Raw genomic sequence first — 17,545 nt, forward strand, 5'->3', positions numbered from 1 at the left:
ATTCTACAAATCGCCTCGACTCCGTACAGCTCTTTATTATTATGGATAAAATCCACCATTATTTGTGTGGGCGGTCGAGCTCCGCCTGGGCGAAAAAAGCGGCTGCTTTACGTAGAATTTCATTGGCGCGTTGCAGTTCTTTATTTTCGCGTTCGAGTTGTTTGATACGTTCTTGGTCTGAAAGCTGCTGTACTTTAACTGGATTTTGTTTATCTAAATATTTTTGATACCAAACACGTAGTGTTTCAGGAGTACAACCCTTGCGCAGTATACTGCTCAGGGAGCAATAGCGGTGATCGCAGCCCAATTCGATGGATAATCTTTCTCGGATTCAATCAATAATTGAACCGCTCTTTCTCTGATTTCAGGGGTATATTTTACTTTTTTCATCGGGATAGTCTCTCAGAAAGCTTGGTCTCCGACAAACCCGGTACGGTTCACACAGCCCTTACCACCCAAGCAACTGAACCAACAATTATCCAACCTCAAAAACAAGTCGCTGGCTACTATCATCACCAAATCGGCAACACCCAAATCACCATCCTACTCGATGATACAAACTACTTAAACCCATCCATGTTTAAAGGCTTAATCAATACATAAAAAAGCCTCTATCTCTAGAGGCTTTTTTATTGCTGGGTCACTTAGCCTTGCAACACAAATTCCCAAATCACATAGCCCAGTCCAAAACCAAGTAGTGAATATAAGGTAATAATGAAAAATACAAAGCTGGCATTGTTTTTTCTTTTCCAAAAACTCATCGCGACACCCAAAGCTTGTTCGTAATACCCTATGTTAACGAGCTTTTAATAAAAAGTGAAATACATCTAAGCATTTTATTTATAATAATATTTTTACAAAAAACACATTCTTTACTTTCAAAAAATCAATATACAGATTCACACTGAATTTTTAGTACAGATGCTAAATCGCCATTTCGATTTAAAAAAATAGTAAATATATTCATATTCTTTTTTATCAATATCCATGCTAATACATAGAGTTGACTTTAATTACATAAGAATAGCCATGAAATACCTCAGCTCTTCTCTTGTCGGATCACTCCTTGCTTTAGGTTCATTGGCAGGTATTTCCCCAACACACGCACAAACGCCTTCCACTTTAGAACAACAAAAACAGGTTCCCGGATATTATCAATACAGCTTTGGAGATTACCAGATTACTGCCCTGCTGGATGGCACCAATTATTTAGCCAAAGCCTTGTTTAAGGATATTCCTGAAGCAGAAGTGAATCAGATTTTAAAAAAATATTATGTTGACCAAAGCAAAGGCATCCAGACCTCCGTCAATGCTTTCCTGGTAAATACAGGCAAAGAACTGGTCTTGGTGGATAGCGGTGCTTCTAGCTGTAATGGGCCAAACTTTGGGTCTATTTATTCAAATTTACAGGCATCTGGACAAAAGCCTGAGCAAGTCAATACGATCTTATTAACGCATTTACATCCTGATCATGTTTGCGGCATCAGTAATAACGGCGTTGCCAATTTTGTCAATGCGAATATTTATGTATCGCGAGCCGAACTGGATTTCTGGATGAATCCTAAAAGTGTAGAAAAATTACCAAAAGCAAAACAGGCCGGTTTTTTAGGTACAGTCGATAAAATCAAGAAAGCCATCGCACCTTATCAGGCCAAAGGTCAGTTAAAGACCTTTAAGGCTAGCGATAAAATCCATGGTTTTGATGTGATCAGTTCAGCTGGGCATACACCGGGACATTTTGGTTTTAGCTTAAAATCCAAGGGTCAGGAGATGATATTTATTGGGGATATTGTACATTCCCATACCATTCAGTTTGATCGTCCACAGACAGCTATAGATTTTGATATCGATCCGAAAAAAGCGGTTGAAACCCGCTTAAAGTATTTTGCGGAATATGCAAAGAATGGCCAGACGGTGGCAGCACCACATTTACCATTTCCGGGAATTGGGCATGTCTATTCTAAAGATGTTAAAAGCTATCAATGGATTCCCGTGCATTTTAAAGATTAATCTCAAATGATTAGCCGTCCCTTGGAAAGCTAGTAAGAATGATCACTTTCCAAGGATGAGGACTTCAACTGTTGAAACTATTTCATCCCGAAAATAAGTTTTAATCCGAGCACGGTCATCACCGCACCTGCTGCACGGTCAAACAATGCCTTAAACTTTAAATACACACGGCGTGGCTTTTCAGCAGAAAGTGCAATGGCCACCAGTGAACACCAGCCAGCATCAATAAAGAAACATAAAATGGGCAAAGCAAAATAGAAATAGTTCGGAATTTCTTTTGGTAATAAGGCGGTAAAAATACTGGCCAACACAATCGCAATTTTTGGATTCGACAACTGTGTGATTAAACCTGTGGTAAAAGCGCGACGTAAAGACATCTGTTTGGTAATGCTCGAATCTGCCTCAATCGGATCTTTGGCATGCTTAATAATTTTAAAAGCCAGCCAAAGTAAATATAGACCCCCACAAATTTTTAAGGCCAGATAAGCCGACGGCACAGCCAGCAAAAATGCCTGCAAACCCAGTACTGCCAGCAAACCGAAAATTGCTGCACCTAGACCAGTCCCCAGTGCAGTAAATAAACCATGTTTACGTGAAATCGCAATTGAATTTTTTGCCACATAAATAGAAGTCGGCCCGGGACTCATTGCACCTAACATCAGGGCAACAGCAATTGAGCCTAAAATCCAGAATGATTCCACGAGATAACCTGACTTAAAAATTGAAGGATTATTTTAAGCAAAAACCGGATGATTTGCTTTAAAAATTTCAGTATTGGTCAGGAATTTTAGTTACTGTAATGGCTTACTGTTTTAACTGATCCTGAGCAATGAATTGCGTGCCTAACAGTTGGTAATCCTGATCATGTACCGGTACACCGCCAATAATCATGGTACGGGTCTCTGTTTTAGGTTTATTCATCGCATCATCACAACCCGACAAACTGAGCATTACGCCGACCAAAACAGCATAGGACAATATTTTCATTATTCTACCCTCCTCAGGGTTTCCTGTATTTAGATTAGCATCCCTGCTTAAATAATCAGCAGAATATTTGTGACATTCTGCGTCAATTTTTATCTCATGCCTGAAAATGACTTATTCTCAATCCCTGATCTTTACTGCTTTCGCTATAATGGCCGAATAACTGACTGTGTTAATTTTTATGTTTGCAGAGATTGCCCAAAATATTCCCGATCAACAGATTAATTTTCACGATATTATTTTAACAATACGTCGTCTGGATCTGGTACATCCGCAAATTTCAGGCAACAAGTTTTTTAAACTGAAATACAATTTTCTGGAAGCACAAAGACAGGGTTATCGGCAGATTCTCAGCTTTGGTGGTGCGTATTCCAATCATATTGCGGCCACTGCATTTGCCGCACAGCAGTTTGGTTTTCAAAGTGTGGGGATTATTCGGGGTGAGGAGCTGGCCCATCGGCCACTCAATCCGACTTTAGCCACCGCACGGCAGTTGGGGATGCAGCTACATTTTGTCAGTCGTGAACACTATCGTCGCAAGCAACAGCCTGAGTATCTGGCCGAAATCGCACAACAATTTCCTGAGCATTATCTCATTCCTGAAGGTGGAACCAACGCTTTGGCCATTCAGGGCTGTCGGGAAATTTTAAGCCCGCAAGATGCTCAATTTGATGTGGTTTGCTGCGCAGTAGGCACTGGTGGAACCATCACCGGTCTGATCGAAGCCAGTCAGGCTCATCAGCAGGTTTTAGGATTTTCAGCGCTGCAAGGCTCATTTTTAAAAGATGAAGTCGCGCAACTAACCAGCAAAACCAACTGGACTATTCTGGATGATTATTGCTGTGGCGGCTATGCCAAAACCAGCACAGCCCTCATGCAGTTTATTCGGGATTTTGAAACCGAATTTGCCATTCCACTAGAGCAGGTCTATACCGCTAAAATGTTGATGGGCATCTTTGATTTGATTGAAAAAGATTATTTCCCAGCAGGATCTAGACTGCTGGTGATTCATAGCGGTGGGTTGCAAGGCCGTAACATGGATACTACTTCTACAATTGCTTAAGCCTGAATCGGTTGATTATTATTCAGCGCAATCATCCCTTTGACCAAGCGGTAGATATGCCAGATAAAGACCAAAAATATGATTAGAAATCCGATCAAGATCATAGTTAATAAGCCACCAACAATATAACCCAGCAAACTGACCCAGAAGGTTTTAATTTGCCAGTCCACATGACTTTCCAGCCAGGTGCCGCGCATTTCATCACGTTTAATATAGTTCATGATAATGGCTATAAATGGGGTCACACCCAGAAAAAACCCCAGAATATAAAGAATATAACTGATCAGGTTGTATTGTTTTAGATCCTCTGACGTTGCCATAAGCCCTGCCTTATTATTGTGACTTTTGTAAAACTGTACAAAAACTATGCATGATTTTAAGCCGACTTACAAATATTTTATGTTTAAACTCTAATACGGATTGGCAATCAGCCTGTTGATTGTTCAGGAATAGAGAAAGCGGAAATAAAATTGTCTATAATGCTTTCCTTTTGTTCTCCCTCGAGTGTTTTATGTCTTCCAAGCAATACGATGTTCTCGTCATAGGTGCCGGTGCTTCAGGTTTAATGACGGCGTATATGGCTGCACAACGTGGACGTAAAGTCGTAGTGGTGGAAAAAGCCAATAAAGTTGGCAAAAAAATCCTGATGTCTGGCGGCGGTAAATGTAATTTTACCAATCTGGAGGTCGAACCAAGCCATTATATTTCGCATAATCCACATTTCGTCATTTCAGCATTAACGCGTTATAGCAATTGGGACTTTATTGGCCTGGTCTGTGAATATGGTATTGCTTATGAAGAGCGCAAACATGGACAACTGTTTACCCTCAATGGTGCAAAAGATATTCTGTCGATGCTGTTGGCAGAATGTGACAAGACCGGTCTGGTCGATCTTAAAACCAGCTGCGAAGTAAAGGCAGTCAATCCAGTCGATGATCAAGGATTTCAAGTCGCTACATCACTTGGATATTTTGAGGTTGAATCTGTGGTGGTGGCATCGGGTGGCTTGTCCATCCCGACGCTGGGGGGTTCGGGCATTGGCTATGATATCGCAAAACAGTTTGGACATCATGTTTATCCAACCCGTGCCGGTTTGGTGCCCTTCACTTTCTCTGATGGATTTAAGGAGGTGACGACTCGTTTGAGTGGCAATGCCGTAGAAGCGACACTCTCCAATGAGCTCAACAGTTTCACCGAAGCACTGCTGTTTACCCATCGTGGTTTAAGTGGCCCAAGCTCCCTGCAATTGTCCAATTACTGGAATGTCGGTCAAAGCTTTCAAGTCGATTTCTTACCAAGTGTAGATTTGCTGGATTTCTTTAAAACCAAAAAACAAAGCCAGCCCAAAGTGTTATTGCGCACTTTACTCAATGAATTTTTACCGAAAAGTGTCGTGGCTGAATTACAGGGTCTAATCTGGACTGACGTCGCAGAAAACCCAATTGGCAATATCAGTGATAATCAACTGGAGCAGATTGCGACACGGCTGCATGGTTTTGAAGTGAAACCATCCGGAACAGAAGGCTACCGTACTGCGGAAGTGACTTTGGGTGGTGTGGATACCAGCGAAGTCTCTTCAAAAACCATGGAAAGTCAAAAGCAGAAAGGCCTGTATTTTATTGGTGAGGTGCTGGATGTTACCGGACATTTGGGCGGCTATAATTTCCAATGGGCATGGTCATCCGCGCATGCCGCATCGGAATATATTTAATCAATAGATCATCAAGACTGATATTTAGTTCATTCCAGATAATCTGTCTTAAACAGCTTGAGATTGGCCGTATTTCCTAAACGGTCAATCGTCAGCTGCATTTTTCGAGTGGCTTCTCGCAAATATGGCGGTGCTTCATCTGTTGAAGTGTTCTTGAATGTATATGATAGTGTTTGCCACATGATGTTGATCTCCTTTTTTATATTTTTAATGCAAGAAGAATACCAAAATCGTTTTGGTATTCACCTGAATATTATATATTTCTTAAAGGCCAAATTCTATTGTTTGTTATTCAGCAGAATTCTTTCAGTTAAATTCGTCTGTATCAGGTATTTTCCTATCCAGCGCTCGCTCTGACTGCTCGTCCTGTTTGCTCTTCACAAAAATAAATCGATAGGCAGCGGTAAAAAAGCCAATGGTAATTCCCGCGATAACCAAAGGAGCCAGAACTTTGTTGGGTTTTTTGCTATTCATTTATTTTTCCTCGTGACTGAAAAAAATCGACCACATGAGCGTGGCCGATTTTGGTTAAAAATGACAGGTTATTTCAGGTCATCTTTTTTCTGAGTAGAATGATTAAGATCTACATCAGGCTCTTTTTCTCCGGTTGAACCAAATGGATTATTGGCTGGTGGATGTTTAGGATCAATCTCCACTGAATCAGGTACGATCTGATCCGGATCTAGACTATTCTCATCCTGCGGTGCAGTTGTAAGGATTGCCGGTGTGGTATGCGATAAGTCCGTACTCATTGGCGTAGTACCCTCTGCGTCTGAATCTTGATTTGGCACAATACCTGCTCCTGGCGTAGTGGTTGAAGAATCATTAGTACCGGTCATGTTTTGTGAACGGTCGGAGTATTGTCCGATTGATGTATCTGTAGAACCCATCCCCATCGCTGCACCTGTCGTGCCTGCCATGTCCGTTGTACTTGAAGTACTCTGAGCACCTAATCCTGAAAACATGCTGTTTTCAGCTTGATCTTTGACTGGATTCGGTTCTTTGGCTTCACGTTTTGCTTTATCAATCAGATCTGTTAAAACTCGCTCCGCAGGCTGACGACCACCCAGACCAAAGGCCAGAGCAAATGCTACTGCGACAGCACCCAGCGTTAAACCAAATGCCAGATTCACAATCGAGTCGGCAATACCCATGGCACGTAGACCCATGGCAACGACCAAGCCCATAATCAGGACACGCACCAGATTCGCTAACCAGCGTGAGCTGTTATATTCACCGCGTTGTACAATGTTCGCGACAATATTTGCCAGCCAGAAACCGATCACCAGAATCACGGCACCGAGCAAAATGTTGGCGCCGAAGTAAATAAACATCGCAATCAGGCCACTCACCTGTTCAAAGCCGAGACGGTCTGCTGCTTCGGACACTGCAAATAACATGGTGAACAATACGATCAGATAACCGACTACACTTGAAAGTTTAGTGGTGCCTAAAAAACGCTGTACATCCAGTTTGGCAGGAATTTCATCAACACCTGTACCCGATACTACTTCAACCACCAGACGTGCGACCAGTTTAGAGACCACATAAGCCAGAATCAGAATTAAGGCAGCAGCGATAATATTCGGAATGGCATTCATGATTTCATAGAGCATTGCCGTGGCAGGCTGAGAAATCGCTTCGACACCCAATGCTTCAAAAGCAATAATCAATGCAGTAATGATCACAACAGCGAAGATGAATGAACCAATCACCTGTGCCACATTGGAATTTTTGAAAATACCTACTTTTTCAGCTTGTTGTTGTACATTCAGACTGTTTAATAGGCCTTCAACAATACCGCGAACAATTTTTGCCAATATATAACCGACAAAAATGATCACTGCAGCAATAAAGATATTTGGTAAGTAGCTTACGACATCAGTCAGCATATTCTGAACTGGTAACAACAGACCGTTGAGTCCCAGAATAGACAGTACGATTGGCAAGAACAGTAATAAAATTAACCAGTAAGCAATTTCACTGATGTTCTGACTAATGGGACTGACACCCACTTCAGCACTGAGTTTTTCGTCTAGTTGGGTTCGGTCAAGTAGCTTTTGTAGCCCTATTTTCACCAGGTTGGCGACAATCCATCCTATGAATCCGACTGCAATTGCACCTAGTAACTGCGGGATAAATAACAGGAATTGCTGAATCATATTACTGAAAGGACCACTGATACTGGTCAGGTTGAGTACATTCAGTGAACCAATTACGGCAATAATCAGAATAATCCAGAACACCACCCGGGCAATAATACTTTCGATATTAGAGCGATGGCCTGTCGCCGTATTTAAGTGTGTATTGGTTCCAAGTTTTTGCAAGACTTTCTTGACTGCTGCCGAAACCAGTAATGCAATGATCCAACCAATGACTAATATGGCAATTGCACTCAGAATGGGATGAAACTGATCCCAATAATACATGGCGTCGAAGCCGCCACGCGGACTTCTCATATAATCATTCATGTTGTTTTACCCTCTTTGTTATTAAGCTATTTATCTGAAATCGGGAGCCTATCCTTGAAACATTCAGCCCCTTCTTCTTTCGGATTCACTTTCAGATTTGATGTTTTTAGATTTAAACCAGCTAGCTATCATTAGCTTAAACATCACAATATATTGCAAAAAAGCCCCAGTGGTTTCACTAGAGCTTTTGATATATGTCTGAGTTATCGAGCCGCCTGTGCATCATCTGTCGCAGTTGCTGTTGCTTCTGTTCCATCACCTAGCGTTGCAGTAGCTTCTGTAGGTTCACCGACTGGAGTCGTATTGTTTGGTGTCGCAGGTTGCACATTAGGGTTTGGATGTCCAGCAGGTGCATCATTTGCGTCTGGATTCATGTCAGCAAACATATAGAACAGTAATGCCAGTAAAAAGATACCTACCAAAATCAAGATATAAACAGGAATACGCTTTTTTTGCGTCACTGCTGTCTGATGATCTAAAGGTGGTTTTTTATTGAAATCATCGACCATAACCATCCTCACTCTTTGTTATTCATAAGTAGATTTTTAGCATAACAAGCAGTTAAAACAGCTTCTGTGACAAAACATGGTGAGATGGTGACGGGATGTAAGTTATATGTATGAATAATATTTAGAATAATCTTTAAGCAATCGTGCTCATTTTTAATTCACTGATCGCTACTGGTTGATGGTGAATGGGTTTAACTCAGTATTATCCTGCTATTCATTTTCCCCTCATGTGAATGACATAGAAAATTACTGGCAGATCAACACATCTAATCGCTTGAATAATTGCAACACTATTCGCTTAAACCTTCTTATAGAGCTATATAAAGCGTATCAGAAAAGAAAAAGGCTCTATAATCAATCTGATAATGAGGTTTAGCTTCTCCATTCTTTTCCAATCCCAGTTTGCTTGAGTTGCCTGAGTGGTATGCAGTCCTTTGAAATTCAAGAGCTTCAGTACGCGACCTCAGGGCAGAACCAACACTAAAATTTGCGCTAAACAATAGCACTGCTCAGTTTCTATAAAATGGGCTATAATGTGTCCCTCATTTTTTTATTTCATCGAGCTCTATGGCGTATCGTCAACAAAGTGTATCGTTGGATCTTGACACTGATGTCACCCACCAATGCACTTTGCATCATACTCGCGATCAGCATCTGATCGGGATTATCGAATTCAGTAAACCGAGTTTTGCACTGCGCTGGCAAGACCTGGAGTATTTCCGTCGTCGTACTGAAGAGTTTTCCGTGATGCCTTTCCCGGACTGTGTCAACGCAATGATTATCGATATCCGAGATGTAACAGCATGGCTTGACAATGAAGTGCCAATTATTCCATGGCGTTTATTGGAAGAGGATTGTCCGGTACGCTTAGTCGTCCCTGCGGATCGTCTTGAGCATTACGCTGGATTCTTTGAACCGACCTGGCTCAGTTCCGATGTCGAAACGGCCATTCAAGAAATTCGTGAATCGATGGATATGTTTGTGCATTAAGCTTGAACCGATAAAAAAACCTCCAGTTTGGAGGTTTTTTTATGACTTTTTCTTTCTTATGCTTGTAGTTCAATCTCTTTATTTATTTGCATTCCTTTGAGCATCTCGCAGATTTCCTTTTCTGATTCAGTAACATTTCAGCAATAAATTCAGCTTGAGTCATGCTTGAATCATCAACTAAGATGAATATAAACGAATACTTAGACTTTATAGCAATAATCAGAATATTGTCTTAGCAGCGCCTGAAAACGGGCGTACTCATAATAATTGAAAATGAAAAATGGAGTTTCACGATGAAAGCAAAGACTCAATTCGCTACGCTGCTGTGTGCCAGTGCCCTGACCTTGGGACTGAGTGCCTGTAGTGATAATCAGGCACCAAGCAATCAGCAAGGCAGCCAGAATACTTCTGGCACACTCAATAAGATCAAACAGTCCGGCACGATTGTATTAGGTTATCGTGACTCCTCGATTCCATTTTCTTATATCGCTGACAATCCGAATCAGCCGGTCGGCTATGCCCATGACCTGCAACTAAAAGTGGTCGAAGCCGTCAAACAAAAGCTGAATCTTCCTGATTTAAAAATCCGCTACAACCTGGTGACCAGCCAGAACCGGATTCCACTGGTCTCCAACGGTACGGTTGATCTGGAATGTGGCTCGACGACGAATAATAAGGAACGCCAGCAACAGGTCGATTTCTCTGTTGGCTTTTTTCAAGTAGGTTCCCGTCTATTAACCGCAACCAATTCTGGTATTCAAGATTTTAGCAATCTGAAAGGCAAAAAACTGGTGACCACTGCCGGCACCACATCGGAACGCTATATTCGTCAGCATGAAAAAGAATTGGGCCTTGGTGAAATTATTTCGACCAAAGACCATGCAGAATCCTTTTTAATGCTGCAAAGTGGCCGTGCTGCTGCATTTATGATGGATGACATTTTACTGGCGGGAGAAAAATCCAAGGCTAAAAATCCGCAACAATGGCACATTGTGGGTACAGCGCCCATCAATGAAATCTATGGCTGTATGTTACGTAAGGGAGACCCCGAATTTAAGCAGGTGGTAGATGACGCGATTAAAGCCACATATAGCTCCGGTGAAATCAATAGCATGTACCAGAAATGGTTCCAGTCGCCAATTCCACCGAAAAATATCAACCTGAACTTTGCCATGTCTGATGACTTGAAGGCCCTGATCAGCACCCCGCATGACCGCGATCAATAGATTCTGAATCTTATTCATCTGCTTAAGCATCATCTGTTTAAGCCCATTTTGGAGTGATCATGAATTACAGCTGGAATTGGGGTGTCTTATTACAACCGACCGGGATTGGTGATAGCACCTATCTCAACTGGATCATGACTGGCCTCGGCTGGTTAGCGGTCATTGCGATTGTAGCCTGGTCGATTGCCATGCTCTTGGGTAGCCTGCTGGGCATCATGCGCACCTTGCCCAGCCCAACGGCCCGGGCGATTGGTAGCGCTTATGTCACCATTTTTCGGAATGTGCCTTTACTGATCCAGTTATTTATCTGGTTCTATGTGGTTCCGAATTTTCTGCCGAACAGCATTCAAAGCTGGTGGATCAATGATCTGGGAGCCAATACCACGGCGCTGATTTCAGCCAGTATTGGTTTGGGACTGTTTACCGCAGCGCGGGTTTGTGAGCAGGTGCGTACCGGGATTGAAGCCATTCCACCCGGGCAGATCAATGCCGGCTATGCCGTGGGGTTTAGCACCACACAATTATATCGCTATGTGATTTTACCGCAGTCTTTTCGCATGATCTTACCCCCCTTAAGTTCTGAACTGACCAACTGTGTCAAGAACACCTCGGTGGCCTCACTGGTCGGGGTTGCGGAACTCATTTCCCAGATGAAAACCATCAGCGAATATACGCAAAATACCATTGAGATTTACACCTATGTCACCCTGATTTTTATCCTGATCAATGTCTGCCTGATTGGCTTGATGAACTTTCTGGAAAAGCGCCTTCAGGTGCCCGGTCTGATTGCGGGGACTAAATAATGGAATGGTTCACTGCATTTTTTCAGGATTTACAATTATCCGCACCTGCCCTATGGCATGGTCTGAGTATTACTTTAAAAGTCTTATTTTTTGCCACCATTGGCGGGGTCTTTATTGGCACCTTACTGGCATTGATGCGGCTGTCTTCAATCAAGATGTTGAACTGGATTGCCAAGGGTTATGTCAACCTGTTCCGTTCAATTCCCCTGCTGTTGGTACTGATGTGGTTCTACTTCGCTGTGCCTTTTATCTATACTGGGGTGACTGGAAAATATCTGACCGTGGATACGGCACTGGTGTCCAGTATTGTGGCTTTTATGCTGTTTGAAGCCGCCTATTTTTCCGAAATTGTCCGTGCCGGAATCCAGTCTATTCCTAAGGGACAAACAGATGCGGCCTCTGCCCTCGGCATGAGCTATGGCCAGTCCATGCGCCTGATTGTACTGCCTCAGGCCTTTCGCAAAATGACACCGCTATTATTACAACAGACCATTATTTTGTTTCAGGATTCCACCATGGTGTATGCAATTGGCCTGTTGGACTTTTTTCGCACCAATTATGTGCGTGGTGACCTGATGGGCTTACTCACCCAATATATTATTTTTGCCGGTTTGGTCTATTTCACCATCAGTATGATCGCCACCTATATTGTTAAAAAATTACAGCAGAGGTTAACTGTATGAACGAAGCCAAAGTCATGATTGACCTCCAGCATGTCAGTAAATGGTATAAAGATTTTCAGGTACTGACCGACTGCACCACCCAGATTCGGCAAGGTGAAGTGGTGGTGGTTTGTGGTCCTTCTGGTTCAGGAAAATCCACCCTGATTAAAACTGTCAATGGTCTGGAACCTGTTCAGCAAGGCAGTATTCTGGTCGATGGAATTAAAATTAATGATCCGAAAACCAATTTAAATAAACTAAGAAGTCGCGTGGGCATGGTGTTTCAGCATTTTGAATTGTTCCCGCATCTCAGTATTACTGAAAATCTGAGCATTGCCCAGATCAAGGTATTGGGTCGTTCTGAAGCCGAAGCCAAACAGAAAGGGCTTGCCTATCTGGATCGGGTCGGCTTAAGTGCACAGGCCAATAAATTCCCGGCACAACTTTCTGGCGGACAACAGCAACGTGTCGCGATTGCTCGTGCGCTGAGCATGGATCCGATTGCCATGTTGTTTGATGAACCAACTTCTGCGCTTGACCCTGAAATGATTAATGAGGTTCTCGATGTCATGGTCGGTCTGGCCAAAGAAGGCATGACCATGATGTGTGTCACCCACGAAATGGGCTTTGCCCGACAGGTTGCCAACCGGGTCATCTTTATGGATCAGGGAAAAATTGTGGAAGATTGCAGTAAAGATGATTTCTTTAATACAGCGCGTGGTGAGCGTGCCCAGCAATTCCTGAACAAGATTCTGCACTAAGCTGTCATTATTCACCTTGCAGATAAAAAAGCTCATCCAAGGATGAGCTTTTGACAATCAGCAATTCAGACTTACCAATAATTCTCTACTGCAATATTGCCTTCGCCACGCCGGTTCATGATCAGGCCACGGGCTTTTAAGGCTTCTTTGGTATCATCGACCATTTCCGGGTTACCGCAAAGCATGACATGGGTGGTTTGCGGATTGAGCTGCATACCTGCGACTTTTTCCAGTTCACCATTGGCAATCAGCACCGGTAAACGATCGTGCAAAGGTGCATCAGGCTCACGGGTAATAATCGGAATAAATTTAAATCCGCTATGTCCTTCGCCAAAGGTTTCGGCAATTTCCTGAATCCGTTCCACATAAGCGAGTTCAGCCCGGCTACGCACGCTATATACCAGATTGATTTTTTCGTATTTGCTCCAGGTTTCAAAGTCTTGCAACATGCACAGAAACGGTGCCAGACCAGTTCCAGTGCCCAGTAACCACAAGTCTTTGGGCAAGGGCAACTGATAACGGGCCAGCGTCAGATAACCATACGGAATTTTTTCCAGAAACAGCTCATCCCCTACTTTAAGGTGCTGTAAATTGGAGGTAAATTTACCTTCTGGAACCACAATCGAAAAAAACTCCAGAGTTTCATCAAAAGGAGATGACACCACCGAATAGGCACGAACCACCAGTTCATCTCCCACCTGCAGGCCAATACGCGCAAATTGCCCCGCAGTGAATTTGAAGTGTGCCGGGCGTGTCATGGTGAAACTGAATAATGTATTGGTCCAACGGTGTACAGATAAAACTTTTTCTAGGCTAAATTTTTCAATTGACATGATTTCAACGTGGCATGAAAGACTGTGCTCATGGTAGCATGGCAATATAATTTATTAATATTTTTTAAATGTTAAGGCTCTACTCATGCGCATGACTTTACGCCAATTGGCTGTTTTTGTAGCAGTGGCACAAGAGGGTACCGTAACGAAGGCTAGCGATGCCGTCAAACTTACTCAAAGTGCGGCTAGTATGGCTTTAGCAGATCTGGAAGATGGTCTGGGTGCTCCATTATTTGACCGTCTAGGCAAACGTTTACAGCTCAATGACCTGGGGCGCTTTCTTCTCCCTCAAGCGCTGGAAATTTTAGGTCGATGCGAATCTTTTGAACAGGTTGCGAAAGGTGAGCTTCAAAGTATCGATTTACGTTTAGGTGCAACCCTGACCATTTCAGATTACCTGATTCCTGACCTGATGGCCGATTTTCTAAAAATTCAGCCTCAAGCGCATTTACAGCTGCAAGTTGGTAATACCCGTCAAATGATTGAAGCGGTGAATCAGTTCCAGCTGGATCTGGCCTTGATCGAAGGCTCCTGTCATCTGCCACAACTGCAATGTATCCATTGGCGCGATGATGAGCTGGCGGTGTGCTGTGCACCGGATCATCCCCTAGCGCAATTGAACCGTGAGCTGACCGCGGAAGATTTCAAATCTGTAGAGTGGATTCTGCGCGAAGAAGGTTCAGGTACTCGCGAAGTCTTTGATAATGCCATTTTGAAAGATGTGCCGGATGCCAATATCCGTCTGACACTTGGCCATAATGAAGCAATTTTGAAAATCGTAGCCGGCGGAATCGGCATGTCCTGTATTTCCAAACTTGCGATTGAGCCTTTACGCGAGAAAGGTCAACTGGTGATTCTCAATACTCCGTTCTGGTCTTTAACGCGTCCATTGTTTATGCTGGTACATCGCCAGAAATATCAGGGGCCAGGCCTGAGAGCCTTTATGAATTTCTGTGAAGCCTAAATTTGTTTTCAATCAAAAAGCACCTTAAGGTGCTTTTTATTCTATCTTAAAATTGGCTTTCACACGGGATGCCATCGCTGTCACCATCCATTTTAGTATTTGGACAGTTCCGGATAAAAAATAAAGCCTCTTCGTAAGAACCCATCTGGCTACAATGTTCTCTTCCATCACATTTGAATTGAGATATAGATTGCGAAGCCGTCTCTGAAGTTTTCGGATTAATAGAGTAACTTTGGCTTGGTAACTCAGCACCACGATTTTCTAGATTCTGCCTACCCTGCTCAGATAATCCCTCCATAGCTAAATCACCTTGTGCCGCTCGCTGCTCAACTACGATTCGTTGCTGCTCTACCATCAGTTGTTCAAGCTTCTGCTGTTTTTGAACTTGGTAGCTTTGGTATTTGTTATAAACAAGCCCAACAAGAATCGCAATAATAATTAGTCCCGATATTGTGATTAGTTTGGATCGAGTTGATGATTTTGTCTTTTCATAACGTGGAGAAACATGTACTTCAGGATCTTCATATAAATCATTATTCTGCTTAATAACCAATTTTGATTTAATATCCAGCCGGACAATATGGTCTGCCTTAAACTTTCCATTATCTTCAACCATTAAAAACTTTAATTTTTCCCCAATTTTTAGTGGAATATTTTGATTGGGAAAGTCTTTAATATGAAAAAATAAGTCTTTAGATTCCCCTTCGATTTGAATAAAACCAAAACCACGCGCTTCGTGATAGGTTTTGATTTTCCCCTCTTGAAACATAATTCACTCTTGTCTTTGATATTTTTAATAATTGTAATAAAAAAACATCGAAAAGCTTTTATGAAATTCTTTAATAGAAAAACCAAAAAAGCACTTATAGGCGCTTTTTTAAATTGAAGAATAGAGAAATACCGAGTTAAAAATAGAAAATTAAAAATTTCTGGTTTAAATTTATACTTCACCCAAAATTATAAAACCAACTGCGGATACCAGTGCCAACCATAGCGTTGGGCTAAAAAGAATTGAACGCTTTAACGGAACAGATATTGTGGGTGCCAAATATGGTAATGCCACAACTTCCGCTACAAACTCGTCCTGTACTTTGACATCTAGGCGTACCATATTGTCCAATATTATGGTTTCCTTATGAGGAATCATTCTAAATTTAAGTAGTTCTCCAATTTGAGGATCAATTTCAGGTGAAGGTAAGTCCTGTAGCCTAAAACTTAGTTCTTGAGCGTCATCTGCTAACTCAATGCTGCCTGTACCACGTTCGGAATCATAAGTTTTAATTTTTCCATTCCTAAACATGACATTTATCCCTATAAATCAACAGATAGTATTTTAAGTGAGAAGGAATAGAGATGATTGTAGCGCTTTGGTAGACGTTTTATTGTTTGCGTAACGAAGTACAAGCTTTAAGTTACAAAAACTGATGTAAGACTATAGTTCATGAATTTTTAGATAAAAAAGAGGCGAAAATGCCTCTTCATTTAGTCAAATTCACGGTTAATTAACGCTTGAGATTTGATAGTAATGCGGAAGTAATTGACTGGTTATGTGCAGCGACCTTAGATTTTTTAGCTTTCTTTGAAGTATCCTCAACACGTTCAATCTTAATGGCTTTATACTTATCGCCATTTTCTACCACATTAAATTTCACGCGTTCATTGCGTTTTGGCTCGCCTTCTGCCGCAGGAAAGTCTGAAATATGGAAGAACACATCTCCCTCAGCTGAACCAATAAATCCAAAACCTTTTGCAGGGTCGTACTGTTTGATTTTGCCCTGATATAATTCATCTTTCATGCTGTTGTCCTATGCTGAAAATGCCCGATCTACATTATATAAAAAAGAGGCTGTAGTAGCCCCTTTTTTCGTCCTGTTCAAAAATCAGTCTTTCTGAACTGAACCAAAGATTTTATCGCCAGCATCACCAAGACCCGGAACGATATAACCATTTTCATTTAAACCGCTGTCGATTGATGCAGTGAACATGATCACATCAGGATGTGCAGCCTCTACACGCTTAATACCTTCCGGTGCGGCAACCAGAACCATAACACGAATGTCTTTACAGCCACTGGCTTTGAGTACATCAATTGCAGCTACAAGAGAAGAACCTGTCGCCAACATCGGATCAATGATCATCGCGATACGGTTTTGTACGTCTGGAACCAGTTTTTTATAATAAGTACGGGCTTCCAGGGTTTCTTCATCACGCTCTAAACCGAGTACAGATACTTTTGCACTTGGAATCAGATTTAAGAAACCATCCAGCATGCCAATACCGGCACGTAGAATCGGCACAACCGTGATTTTTTTACCGGCAATACGGTCAACTGTGACAGCACCATTCCAGCCATCAATATCATGTTCAACCATTGGCAGGTCTTTAGTCGCTTCATAAGTCAGAAGCATGGTCACTTCTTGAGCTAACTCGCGGAAGTTTTTGGTACTGATATCTGCACGACGGAGTAAACCGAGCTTATGTCGGATGAGCGGATGACGGATTTCATGGATTGCCACAGGAGAACACCTAAAAGGTTAAAGATAAATTTCCGCTATTAT

Annotated in this window: 22 protein-coding genes, 1 pseudogene and 1 other annotated feature; of the genes and pseudogenes, 9 read left to right on the forward strand and 14 right to left on the reverse strand. The window is 42.3% G+C overall.

Features of this window, described 5'->3' with window-relative positions:
* Positions 1-101 (reverse strand) — a sequence feature (AL1L pseudoknot). This feature is flagged as partial in the annotation.
* A pseudogene (locus FTV30_RS09935) lies at positions 1-390 on the reverse strand (IS3 family transposase); the annotation flags it as partial. Its footprint overlaps the feature before it by 101 nt.
* Positions 391-644: 254 nt before the next feature.
* The gene (locus tag FTV30_RS16500; protein WP_086044934.1) at positions 645-761 is read right to left on the reverse strand and encodes a hypothetical protein; all 117 of its coding nucleotides are present in this window, start codon (positions 759-761) and stop codon (positions 645-647) included.
* Between the two features lie 268 nt (positions 762-1,029).
* Between FTV30_RS16500 and FTV30_RS09940 the strand changes: the two genes are divergently transcribed.
* Positions 1,030-2,010, forward strand: coding sequence for an MBL fold metallo-hydrolase (locus tag FTV30_RS09940; RefSeq protein WP_180001523.1), 981 nt, complete (start codon positions 1,030-1,032; stop codon positions 2,008-2,010).
* A gap of 77 nt (positions 2,011-2,087) precedes the next feature.
* On the opposite strand, the gene FTV30_RS09945 is transcribed toward FTV30_RS09940, so the two are convergent.
* Positions 2,088-2,711 carry a LysE family translocator gene (locus FTV30_RS09945; RefSeq protein ID WP_100329141.1) on the reverse strand — a complete coding sequence of 208 codons (624 nt, stop codon included), beginning with the start codon at positions 2,709-2,711 and terminating at the stop codon, positions 2,088-2,090.
* 103 nt (positions 2,712-2,814) lie between these two features.
* A complete protein-coding gene (locus FTV30_RS09950) occupies positions 2,815-2,997 on the reverse strand; it encodes an NF038215 family lipoprotein (RefSeq protein ID WP_159516138.1) in 183 nt (60 codons plus the stop codon).
* A gap of 178 nt (positions 2,998-3,175) precedes the next feature.
* On the opposite strand from FTV30_RS09950, the gene FTV30_RS09955 reads away from it, so the two are divergent.
* Complete coding sequence (locus tag FTV30_RS09955; protein ID WP_100534917.1) at positions 3,176-4,057, forward strand: 1-aminocyclopropane-1-carboxylate deaminase/D-cysteine desulfhydrase; 882 nt, start codon at positions 3,176-3,178, stop codon at positions 4,055-4,057.
* Here FTV30_RS09955 and FTV30_RS09960 read toward each other — a convergent pair.
* Positions 4,054-4,377: a hypothetical protein gene (locus FTV30_RS09960; RefSeq protein WP_005169649.1), complete on the reverse strand. Its 324-nt coding sequence runs from the start codon at positions 4,375-4,377 to the stop codon at positions 4,054-4,056. The genes FTV30_RS09955 and FTV30_RS09960 overlap by 4 nt on opposite strands.
* A gap of 191 nt (positions 4,378-4,568) precedes the next feature.
* Here FTV30_RS09960 and FTV30_RS09965 point away from each other — a divergent pair, with 191 nt between their 5' ends.
* A complete protein-coding gene (locus FTV30_RS09965; protein WP_005169647.1) occupies positions 4,569-5,768 on the forward strand; it encodes an NAD(P)/FAD-dependent oxidoreductase in 1,200 nt (399 codons plus the stop codon).
* Positions 5,769-5,797: 29 nt separating this feature from the next.
* Here the strand turns inward: FTV30_RS09965 and FTV30_RS09970 are convergent, their stop codons facing one another.
* From FTV30_RS09970 to FTV30_RS09985, 4 genes are all read right to left on the reverse strand, one after another.
* Positions 5,798-5,950 carry a hypothetical protein gene (locus FTV30_RS09970; protein ID WP_180001524.1) on the reverse strand — a complete coding sequence of 51 codons (153 nt, stop codon included), beginning with the start codon at positions 5,948-5,950 and terminating at the stop codon, positions 5,798-5,800.
* A gap of 124 nt (positions 5,951-6,074) precedes the next feature.
* Positions 6,075-6,242, reverse strand: coding sequence for a hypothetical protein (locus tag FTV30_RS09975; protein WP_005097883.1), 168 nt, complete (start codon positions 6,240-6,242; stop codon positions 6,075-6,077).
* Positions 6,243-6,310: 68 nt separating this feature from the next.
* Positions 6,311-8,239 carry a mechanosensitive ion channel gene (locus tag FTV30_RS09980; RefSeq protein WP_005097884.1) on the reverse strand — a complete coding sequence of 643 codons (1,929 nt, stop codon included), beginning with the start codon at positions 8,237-8,239 and terminating at the stop codon, positions 6,311-6,313.
* A 203-nt stretch (positions 8,240-8,442) separates the two neighbouring features.
* Entirely contained in the window at positions 8,443-8,748 is a 306-nt protein-coding gene (locus FTV30_RS09985; RefSeq protein WP_005097890.1) for a hypothetical protein, read from the reverse strand.
* A gap of 567 nt (positions 8,749-9,315) precedes the next feature.
* On the opposite strand from FTV30_RS09985, the gene FTV30_RS09990 reads away from it, so the two are divergent.
* The 5 genes from FTV30_RS09990 to FTV30_RS10010 all read left to right on the forward strand — a co-directional run bounded on the left by FTV30_RS09990 (position 9,316) and on the right by FTV30_RS10010 (position 13,190).
* Positions 9,316-9,738, forward strand: a complete 423-nt coding sequence (locus FTV30_RS09990; RefSeq protein WP_005097893.1) for a hypothetical protein — start codon at positions 9,316-9,318, stop codon at positions 9,736-9,738.
* A 293-nt stretch (positions 9,739-10,031) separates the two neighbouring features.
* Entirely contained in the window at positions 10,032-10,964 is a 933-nt protein-coding gene (locus FTV30_RS09995; RefSeq protein ID WP_180001525.1) for a transporter substrate-binding domain-containing protein, read from the forward strand.
* A gap of 59 nt (positions 10,965-11,023) precedes the next feature.
* Complete coding sequence (locus FTV30_RS10000) at positions 11,024-11,767, forward strand: amino acid ABC transporter permease (protein WP_005097896.1); 744 nt, start codon at positions 11,024-11,026, stop codon at positions 11,765-11,767.
* Complete coding sequence (locus FTV30_RS10005) at positions 11,767-12,450, forward strand: ABC transporter permease subunit (protein ID WP_180001526.1); 684 nt, start codon at positions 11,767-11,769, stop codon at positions 12,448-12,450. Before FTV30_RS10000 ends, FTV30_RS10005 begins: the two co-directional genes overlap by 1 nt.
* A 14-nt stretch (positions 12,451-12,464) precedes the next feature.
* Complete coding sequence (locus FTV30_RS10010) at positions 12,465-13,190, forward strand: amino acid ABC transporter ATP-binding protein (RefSeq protein ID WP_171063342.1); 726 nt, start codon at positions 12,465-12,467, stop codon at positions 13,188-13,190.
* Between the two features lie 71 nt (positions 13,191-13,261).
* On the opposite strand, the gene FTV30_RS10015 is transcribed toward FTV30_RS10010, so the two are convergent.
* Positions 13,262-14,023, reverse strand: coding sequence for a ferredoxin--NADP reductase (locus FTV30_RS10015; RefSeq protein ID WP_180001527.1), 762 nt, complete (start codon positions 14,021-14,023; stop codon positions 13,262-13,264).
* A gap of 85 nt (positions 14,024-14,108) precedes the next feature.
* Between FTV30_RS10015 and gigC the strand changes: the two genes are divergently transcribed.
* Positions 14,109-14,987: a LysR family transcriptional regulator GigC gene (gigC, locus tag FTV30_RS10020; protein ID WP_005169640.1), complete on the forward strand. Its 879-nt coding sequence runs from the start codon at positions 14,109-14,111 to the stop codon at positions 14,985-14,987.
* Positions 14,988-15,033: 46 nt separating this feature from the next.
* Here gigC and FTV30_RS10025 read toward each other — a convergent pair whose 3' ends face one another.
* From FTV30_RS10025 to upp, 4 genes are all read right to left on the reverse strand, one after another.
* Positions 15,034-15,756 (reverse strand): cold shock domain-containing protein, encoded by a 723-nt coding sequence (locus tag FTV30_RS10025; RefSeq protein WP_180001528.1) that lies wholly within the window; start codon positions 15,754-15,756, stop codon positions 15,034-15,036.
* 171 nt (positions 15,757-15,927) lie between these two features.
* Positions 15,928-16,287: a hypothetical protein gene (locus FTV30_RS10030; protein WP_180001529.1), complete on the reverse strand. Its 360-nt coding sequence runs from the start codon at positions 16,285-16,287 to the stop codon at positions 15,928-15,930.
* Between the two features lie 202 nt (positions 16,288-16,489).
* Entirely contained in the window at positions 16,490-16,783 is a 294-nt protein-coding gene (locus tag FTV30_RS10035) for a cold shock domain-containing protein (protein ID WP_005097911.1), read from the reverse strand.
* Positions 16,784-16,867: 84 nt separating this feature from the next.
* Positions 16,868-17,503 (reverse strand): uracil phosphoribosyltransferase, encoded by a 636-nt coding sequence (gene upp, locus FTV30_RS10040; RefSeq protein ID WP_005097912.1) that lies wholly within the window; start codon positions 17,501-17,503, stop codon positions 16,868-16,870.
* Positions 17,504-17,545: the final 42 nt, after the last annotated feature.

It is taken from the genome of Acinetobacter sp. YH12255 (assembly GCF_013417355.1).
GTDB lineage: Bacteria > Pseudomonadota > Gammaproteobacteria > Pseudomonadales > Moraxellaceae > Acinetobacter > Acinetobacter pseudolwoffii.